Origin of the sequence: Mesobacillus boroniphilus JCM 21738 (assembly GCF_000517385.1) — a bacterium.
Taxonomy (GTDB): domain Bacteria; phylum Bacillota; class Bacilli; order Bacillales; family Cytobacillaceae; genus Mesobacillus; species Mesobacillus boroniphilus.
Genome location: NZ_BAUW01000227.1, coordinates 1 through 874 on the forward strand (window position 1 = coordinate 1; position 874 = coordinate 874).

An 874-nucleotide genomic window follows, 5' to 3' on the forward strand; every position below is an offset into this window, starting at 1 on the left:
TAAAATATCCCCTACTGTATGGATTGAGAGATCACAACAGTGGGAGGACATGAAAGGATGCTAACAATGCCTGAAGTTGATTATATCAAACATTTAAGAGAAGAAGAAGACTTATCAATAAATGAAATTGCAAGAAAGACTGGTTGTAATTGGAGGACAGTTAAGAAGTACGCCGATGGAGAAAGTTTTGAAGATACCCTCAAGTTCACTAGAAGAGGAATGATGTACGAGGAAGGGTTCGGGGAAATTGTTGATGATTGGCTAGAGGAGGATATGAAACTCAAGAGAAAAGAACGGAGAATAAGCAAGAAAATCTATGAAGATCTTAGAGATTACCATGGTTTCAAAGGGTCCTATCGGACCGTATGTGAATATATTCAGAATCGAAAACCCCAACTCAAAGTAGCCAAGATTGAAAGACATGAACGTTTAGAACATCCTCCGGGTGAAGCACAGGTGGACTTTGGAAATATGACTGTCGTAAAAGACGGAGCATATAAAGATATCAAAGCCCTAATCCTGAGTTTTCCACATAGTAATACAGGATTTGGTTACCCTCTTCCCGGCGAAAATACCGAGTGTTTCCTTGAAGGGCTAAAGCAGTTATTTCATCAGGCTGGAGGGGTGCCAACCTATTTACGTATAGATAACCTGGCTGCGGCAGTTATTTCAATTGGCAAAGGCGGTAAACGGACCTACACTGACGCATTTTTAAGGTTCAAATGCCATTATGGCTTTGAAGTGCAGGCATGTAACCCATCAAGCGGGCATGAAAAAGGAAATGTGGAAAAGAAGGTTGGTTATACGAGGAATAATCTATTTACAACAGCTCCGATAATGGAGAATTTCCCCCAATTAGCGGAGTGGATGAAGG

At 41.0% G+C, this 874-nt stretch carries 1 protein-coding gene; it reads left to right on the forward strand.

The window, feature by feature from the left end:
• Positions 1-57: 57 nt before the first annotated feature.
• Positions 58-874: IS21 family transposase (gene istA, locus JCM21738_RS21930; RefSeq protein ID WP_023627824.1), on the forward strand; the 817-nt coding region annotated here is incomplete at its 3' end.